Origin of the sequence: Persicitalea sp. (assembly GCF_041751555.1) — a bacterium.
Lineage (GTDB): Bacteria > Bacteroidota > Bacteroidia > Cytophagales > Spirosomataceae > Persicitalea.
Map to the genome: position 1 here is coordinate 1 of NZ_JBGSXF010000187.1, position 6,899 is coordinate 6,899.

7 protein-coding genes and 1 riboswitch are annotated in these 6,899 nt (G+C 53.4%); of the genes, 4 read left to right on the forward strand and 3 right to left on the reverse strand.

The features are described from left to right. Positions 1-25: 25 nt before the first annotated feature. The 3 genes from ACEW8P_RS06515 to ACEW8P_RS06525 form a co-directional block, all read right to left on the reverse strand. The gene (locus ACEW8P_RS06515; RefSeq protein ID WP_373512291.1) at positions 26-799 is read right to left on the reverse strand and encodes a class I SAM-dependent methyltransferase; all 774 of its coding nucleotides are present in this window, start codon (positions 797-799) and stop codon (positions 26-28) included. 164 nt (positions 800-963) lie between these two features. Next, positions 964-1,683, reverse strand: coding sequence for an endonuclease III (gene nth, locus ACEW8P_RS06520; RefSeq protein WP_373512292.1), 720 nt, complete (start codon positions 1,681-1,683; stop codon positions 964-966). Between the two features lie 54 nt (positions 1,684-1,737). After that, positions 1,738-2,646, reverse strand: a complete 909-nt coding sequence (locus ACEW8P_RS06525; RefSeq protein ID WP_373512293.1) for a DMT family transporter — start codon at positions 2,644-2,646, stop codon at positions 1,738-1,740. 53 nt (positions 2,647-2,699) lie between these two features. After that, positions 2,700-2,909: riboswitch (cobalamin riboswitch) on the forward strand. Positions 2,910-3,063: 154 nt separating this feature from the next. Between ACEW8P_RS06525 and ACEW8P_RS06530 the strand changes: the two genes are divergently transcribed. The 4 genes from ACEW8P_RS06530 to ACEW8P_RS06545 form a co-directional block, all read left to right on the forward strand. Continuing rightward, positions 3,064-4,944 carry a TonB-dependent receptor plug domain-containing protein gene (locus ACEW8P_RS06530; protein WP_373512294.1) on the forward strand — a complete coding sequence of 627 codons (1,881 nt, stop codon included), beginning with the start codon at positions 3,064-3,066 and terminating at the stop codon, positions 4,942-4,944. Beyond that, the gene (locus tag ACEW8P_RS06535; protein WP_373512295.1) at positions 4,941-6,026 is read left to right on the forward strand and encodes a DUF5074 domain-containing protein; all 1,086 of its coding nucleotides are present in this window, start codon (positions 4,941-4,943) and stop codon (positions 6,024-6,026) included. Before ACEW8P_RS06530 ends, ACEW8P_RS06535 begins: the two co-directional genes overlap by 4 nt. A 4-nt stretch (positions 6,027-6,030) precedes the next feature. Continuing rightward, positions 6,031-6,516 carry a GAF domain-containing protein gene (locus ACEW8P_RS06540; RefSeq protein WP_373512296.1) on the forward strand — a complete coding sequence of 162 codons (486 nt, stop codon included), beginning with the start codon at positions 6,031-6,033 and terminating at the stop codon, positions 6,514-6,516. A gap of 174 nt (positions 6,517-6,690) precedes the next feature. Further along, on the forward strand, positions 6,691-6,899 hold a 209-nt coding region (locus ACEW8P_RS06545; protein ID WP_373512297.1), incomplete at its 3' end, for an alpha/beta fold hydrolase.

Consider the following 6,899-nt stretch of genomic DNA (forward strand, 5'->3'; position numbering starts at 1 on the left):
GGTCGTTGTTGAGCGAGCTACTTCGTCAACCTTTCCTACTTTCCTCCCTTCCTTCCTCCTTTTTAACTACTAAAAGATAAGCCTGCTCGTCGCCGAGCGCGAAGGGTTCGCCGTCGAGGCTGCCGAAGGTTTCGGTGACGGTCAATCCGGTTTCCTTCATTATGGCAGATAGTTCGGCCAGCGTGAAGACGTGCTGTTCGATGGTGCGGGTGACTCGTTCGCTGCCGCGTGCGTAGGTGAGTTCGGCGCGGATGACGCCCTGGACGACGTCGAATTCATTCTGGGCCAGGTACGTAATATCACCTCCCACGGGCATCCAGCTACGTTCCTGAAAGTTGGGGAACACGCTCTCTGCCAGCAGCTGTGTGTGCGCCACGAAATGGCCACCGAGCTGAATTTGATCCGCTATTTTTTGCAAAAAACGCTTCATTTCCTCGCGGGGAAAAAAGCTAAAACTGTTTCCCAGGCAGTAAGCGGCGGCGTAGGTAGTTTGGGGCAACTTCATCTCGCCAAATTCGCCTTGCAGCACTTCAACGGATAGGTTTTTCGCCTTGACAGCACTTTGCAACTCCTCGCAATACTCCGCTGAAATATCTATGGCAGTCAACTTGTATCCCCGTTCAGCCAACGGCAAAGCGTGACGACCGTAGCCCGCCATTACGTCCAGTACTTTGTCCTCCATTTTTAATTCCAGCACATCGACCAGGAAATCGACCTCCCAGTCGGTGTATTCTTCCGATTGGTTTTCTTTCCAGGCGGTTTGGGGCAAGCCCTCGAAAAAGGTGTGGTACCAGGCCATGTTTTGTGGTGATTAGTCGAAGAACGGGAGTTTTGCTTTGGAAAAATGTATTTATGTCTACAAGGAACGTATTTAGCCCTCTTTGACTGAACTCTTAGCAAAGCATAGTCAACATTTTTTTCAAAACTACGAAGTATTGAAACAACCCGCTACGTAAGGGGCGTTTACTGCCTTCGACGCACAGGCGTGCTACTCAGCGCCGCTGTCCCGCCCGATTGGTAAAAATCGCACATCGACTGCAGGACACATTCGCTGCACTTCGGATCATACCAAGTGCAGACCCGCTGTCCATGCCAGTAGAAGTGCTTATGAAAGTTAAAGAGTACCGTGGCGTCTGCGGGTAGATAGCTCAGCAGCAGTTCATGGGCTTTGTTAGCGCTCACCTTCGGCCCAATCATGCCCAGTCGCTGTGTAACGCGATGAACGTGCGTATCGACGGGCATCACAGGCTTCTTGAAATTGAAGAGTAGCAAAAGCGTTGCCGTCTTCGGCCCGACACCCGGTAAGTCGGTCAACCATTGCATGGCAGCTTCGGTGGAGAGATCGTGCAGAAAATCAATGTCGGCTTCTCCCCTCTCTGCAAACAAACGGGCGAGAACCAGTTGGATGTAAGGCGCCTTCACTTCCGGGTAGGTAGCGGTGCGAATGGCGTCGATGAGATCAGGTAGTGGGGCGTCACGCACGGACTCCCAGGTCGGAAATCGCTCTCTCATGGTGCGGTAGGCTGTCACCTCGTTGGCGTGGGTAGTGCGGTGCGACAGAATAGTACCGATCAGCTCGTGCATGGAGTCGGCACGGCCGTAAATTTCCTTGATGCCGTAGTGTTCGTTCAACCGCTCGTGAGCGAGCATGGTCTTAGCGGCCAGATCAGGAGAGGAAGTCATGCGGAGATCTTAAATTCAAAAAAAAATTCTTCTTACTACTTTCATGCGTGAAAACTACCCCCGCAACGACACCATCACCCCGCCCCCAATAATCAACGCCATGCCAACGAGCGTCAACGTCTCTGGAAATGGATCGCCAAGCCAAAGCCCGAGCAGGCCAGCGAACAGGATATTGACATATGCGACCGACGCCACGCGTCCGGCTTTATCGTAGCGGAAAGCGATTGTAAGCAGGTACTGCCCAACCATCGCTACAACGCCCAACGCCAGGAAACCCAACCAGTGCGTGATGGTAACGGGCATGACGAAGTGCCCGATCAAAAAGCCGTAGCCCTCGACATCCAGATACTCGCCCGCCAGCATGGACAAAATCGGCATCAAAATACCCGATAGCATGAACGAAAGAATGATGGCCCGCGTGTCATAAAAAGTACTCAACTGCCGAATAGATAAATACGCGATAGCGGTACACAGGGCATTGCTGAGGCCGATGGCGTGGTGGCCGAGCGGCGCGGTAAGATCAGGCCGGAAGACAAACAAGATGCCCGCAAAGCCGACGAAAATCGCCAGCCATTCGCGCTTGCTGAGCGTTTCACCCACAAAAACCCACGACAGCAAGGCCAGGAAAATCGGATAGCTGTACTGGTAGGTTGTGGCCGCGCCGAGGCCGAGCGTCTGCACGGCGTAAAAGAAAAGGTAAAGTGACAGCGTACCGATGACGCCTCGCCACACGAGCAGCAGGGGACGGCCGCCGGTTTGTTGTAGCGGGCGGTTGACCATGCTAATCAGCACGAAAACCACGCCCACGAGGTTACGAAAAAAGACCAGTTCGACGGTGTCGAAGTCGCGGCTGAGCCACTTGGCTATCGCGCCTACCGTGCCAAAACACATCACCGCCCCCAGCATATAGAAGATACCCTTGCGGGAAACGGGCGGCAGGGTGGCAGAGGTAGGGTTGGACAAGAGAACGTGGAAAGTTTCGCCCAAAGGTAGCGAGGTCTTTAAGCTTTTCCCTTACCTTTGTCGCAGTTTTTGGTGCCTGATGCTTTTTCAAGAAAGCTTTCAAGGCTGAAAAGGGAATCCCGTGCAAACCGGGAACTGTCCCCGCAACTGTAAGTCTTAATTTTAGCTGGTTCGATCCACTTGCCACTGCATTTTTCAAAATGCGGGAAGGCCCGGAACCCGCGAGACGAGTCAGGAGACCTGCCAAGGATGATCCGCTGTTCTGGTTTTCGGAGGAAAGGCTGGAGAAGCGTTGCGGTAGTGGAACTGCGGCAACTTAGTTGCGCCAAGTGCGCTGGTTTTCTTTTTTTTATGCTTTTGTACACCGCGAGACGGGCTGGAAGCCCGTACCACATCTTGTACCACATTTTATTGGCTTTGGCTATTAGCTTTAGTGCTTTTGCGCAGCAGGATAGCGTGGCGCTGGAACCCGTGGTGGTGGTGGGCTTTGCACCGGAACGATTCATGGCGGGGCTGAAAATCCAACGTGTGGATTCGGCGGCGCTGCGGCAGTTTCGGTTTCAGAATATCGGTGACCTATTGGCGTTCAACACGCCGCTGGCTTTTAAGAATTACGGGCCAGGGCGGCTAAGTACCGTTTCTTTCCGAGGAACGTCGGCCCAGCACACGGCGGTACTTTGGAACGGGTTGAATATCAATCAGCCCAATCTGGGTCAAACCGACTTTTCCACGCTTCCCGTGGCGGGCTTCGATCGCCTGTCGGTGCAGTACGGCTCCTCGGCCAGTGCAGTGGGGACCGATGCGGTGGGCGGGAGCCTTTTATTGGAAAGCGGCGGAGCTCAACCCGAGGGCGTCCGACTTTTGCTGGGACGGAGACAGGCGAGTTTTGGCAATCAGCAGACGCAAGCTGGGGCCAATTATGGCGCGAAATTCAATGACGCGCTCCACTTTTCCGGCAAGACGCTCTATTATGATGGGCAAATGAATAATAATTACCCTCACACTGAACGACGCGGCTACTATGTGGAGCCATCCACTGCCGAGCAGCGGGGATTTGTGCAGGATTTGGTTCTAACAGGAAAGAAGAGCCGTCAACTCTCGGCGCACCTGTGGCTGACCGACAACGGTAGCACGCTGACGCCCGAAAATCCCGATGCCCGCCAGCTTACCCGCACACAGTCGCGCCGCGCGATGATACAATACCAAACACCCACCTGGACATGGCGCACTGCTTTTACCCGCGACCTGATCGACTTCGGCGCGGGCGATTACTCGCAACTGGAACACACTGCCACCGACCGTTTTTTGACCCGTCTTGAAAAAGAAATAGCCTGGTCGCTGAGCGGAGGTGCGAAAGTAAACCTGCGCGTAGGCGGCGAGGTGGCGCACTACCGTACTCGCGTGGACGGCTACGCGGAACCCTTCATTACTGAAAATCGCGCCGATTTTTTTGCCTTGAGCCGCTGGCAGTTTGGGCCACGCTGGCTGGTATCGGCCAGTGTCCGGCAGGCCTTTGTGACTCGCTTCGACCCGCCGCTGACGCCCTCATTGGGGGCAGAGTACCGATTAATCAATCGCGATAAGTACCTCCTCACCGCTAAGGGCTCCGTTAGCCGTAGCTACCGCGTCCCGACGCTAAACGAGCGCTACTGGAAAACGCTGGGCAACCCGGCAATCCGTCCCGAGAGTGGTTTTAACAAGGAGTTAGGAGTAGAAGCGAAGTGGCTGCCGACCGACAATCAGCAAATCACGACTTCGCTCACAGCTTACCACAACCGCGTGGACGACTGGACCTATTGGAATCCTGACCGCAACTACCGCGTCGAGAATCTGCAACTCGTCGTGGCACGGGGCGTGGAAATGCAGGCGCAGTGGCGGGCGACGTTCCCGGTTTGGCAGACCGGAGCCACATTGGGCTACGCCCTCAATCGCTCCTCGCAGGAACGTGTGTACAACGCTTACGCGGTAGCTATTGTGGGCCAGCAACTAGTGTACGTTCCGGTGCAGCAAGGTACTTTGAGTGCCTACGCGCAACGGGGCATTTTTCGTTTTACGGCCCAAATGAGAGCGCAAACGCGGAGTTTTACTACTTTCGATAATTCAAATCATTTGCCAGGTTACGCGCTGGTCAACCTGCTGGCCGAGGCCACCGGACAGCGTGGTCGTTGGCAGGCCAACTTGCAGGCGCAGGCGAGCAACATTTTTGATGCTTTGTACCTGAATGTTGGCCGAAACGCCATGCCGGGCCGCAGTTTTTCGTTGAATCTTTTACTTACTTATAATTCTGAATCAAGATGAAAAAGCAGTTTTTGAAAGTGTTGGGCGTTGTGTTGTTGGTGGGAACGATGAACGCCTGCCGGGAAAAGGAACCCGAACCTGAGTACTATGAGCTAGGAGTAATGGTACTAAACGCGGGTAATTTTTTCGATAATAATGGCAGCGTTTCATTTTTTAAAAGGGAAAAAACTACCGCCGAAACCGATGTTTTTTCGGATAAAAATGGCCGCTCTTTTAGCGGAGGCGTGCAGGGCTACGCCGAAACGGGTGAACATTCACTCATTTTGGTGGACAACGACAAAGCCGGGCTAGACAAAGTCGAGATCGTCAACCTCGGAAAATGGACTTCGGAAGCCTCGCTGGGCGCACCCGACATTGAGAATCCCCGCGCCGTGATCGGAATCAGTCCTACCAAGGCCTATGTATCTTGCTACGGTGCTACCGGAGTTTTCCCGAACTACTTTGCCAATCCCGGCTACGTGGCCGTCATCGACCTTAGTACTTTGAAGGTTATCAAGAAAATCCCTGCTCAGAAGGGAGCCGCGAAAATGGTGAAGTTCGGCAACGATGTGTACTTAGGTAACGATAGCGGCGCGGCTGAACTACTGGTCATCGATACCGCAACCGATGCGGTGAAGCGTACGCTGAAAATCGGGGCCGGACCGGAACCAATTTCGCCCGATGCCAATGGTAAACTTTGGGTAAAAACGGGCTTTTCGGTCGTGCGGTTGAATCCACAGACGGATCAGGTAGAGGCCACTCTGAAAGTGGGAACCGATCCTCGCAAGTCGCCTTCTTCTTTCGCTGTTACGCCGGACGGTCGCGGGTTTTACTACATCTATTCTTTCTACGATACCGTGAGCGGGGTCAATAAAGGGGAAACTCATTATTTCAGCATTGACGATACTTCAATCCCCGGAAACAAGCCTATCATCAACCGCGCCTTCACCGGTTTAGGTGTCGATCCGCTGCAAGGACTAATTTACGGCGGCGTAACGCCCTCTTACAAGCAAGCGGGTTACGTAGCTCGCTACCGCCCCAATGGCGAAAAACTGGACTCAATCAAGGTAGGCATCGCGCCCTCCGGCTTTTTCTTTAAATAAAATTATGGCCGAAACCCTCGCCCTTCCCACCACTACCGACCGCGCTGAGTTGTACCGTGCAGTCTACCCGCAAATTGAAGCTCTCATAAGTACCGAAAGCGACCTCACCGCTAACCTCGCCAACGTGGCGGCGGCACTGAAAGAAGCGTTTGGCTATTTCTGGGTAGGGTTCTACGTAGTTAAGGAAGGCCAACTTGTCCTTGGCCCGTTTCAAGGACCGATCGCCTGCACCAGAATTCCCTTCCACAAGGGTGTCTGCGGGGCTTGCTATACGCAACGAAAAACGATCATCGTACCGGATGTAGAACAGTTTCCCGGCCACATTGCGTGTAGCTCGGCCTCGAAGTCCGAGATCGTCGTCCCCGTCCTTCGACTGAGCGGTACGGTGGCGATGGTTCTCGACGCAGACAGCGAGCAGCTAAACGATTTCGATGTAGCCGATCAGGCAGGATTGGAGCGACTTGTGCGACTAATCGCAAGGAAGTTGTGAGTTAGCAATTCAATCCACAAACCTTCTCCCATCACCACCAGATTTGGGGAAATCCGTTCGCTATACGTTGTTAAGTGTTTGGGTTATTAGGTAGAAATTGAAGGTTGGTACAATCTTTTTTGATTGCAAAAGCAGTAAATCAATTTTTTTTATTTCAACCCTAAGATTCCAAATATGAATTTCATAAAAGCAGGAACCGATGCTAACGGCAACGATATCGAACTTTTTTATCAAGACCTGGGAACTGGCAATCCCGTGGTGCTTATCCACGGCTGGCCGCTGAGCAGTGCCATGTGGGACTACCAACTAGCCGAACTTCCCAAGCATAACATGCGCGTCATTGCTTATGATCGCCGGGGTTTCGGGCAATCCTCCAAGCCTTT

Bases quoted from the DNA above. Each gene is read 5' to 3' on its own strand.
- ACEW8P_RS06515 (WP_373512291.1), bottom strand. From the start codon at position 799: ATGGCCTGGTACCACACCTTTTTCGAGGGCTTGCCCCAAACCGCCTGG.
- nth (WP_373512292.1), bottom strand. From the start codon at position 1,683: ATGACTTCCTCTCCTGATCTGGCCGCTAAGACCATGCTCGCTCACGAG.
- ACEW8P_RS06535 (WP_373512295.1), top strand. From the start codon at position 4,941: ATGAAAAAGCAGTTTTTGAAAGTGTTGGGCGTTGTGTTGTTGGTGGGA.
- ACEW8P_RS06540 (WP_373512296.1), top strand. From the start codon at position 6,031: ATGGCCGAAACCCTCGCCCTTCCCACCACTACCGACCGCGCTGAGTTG.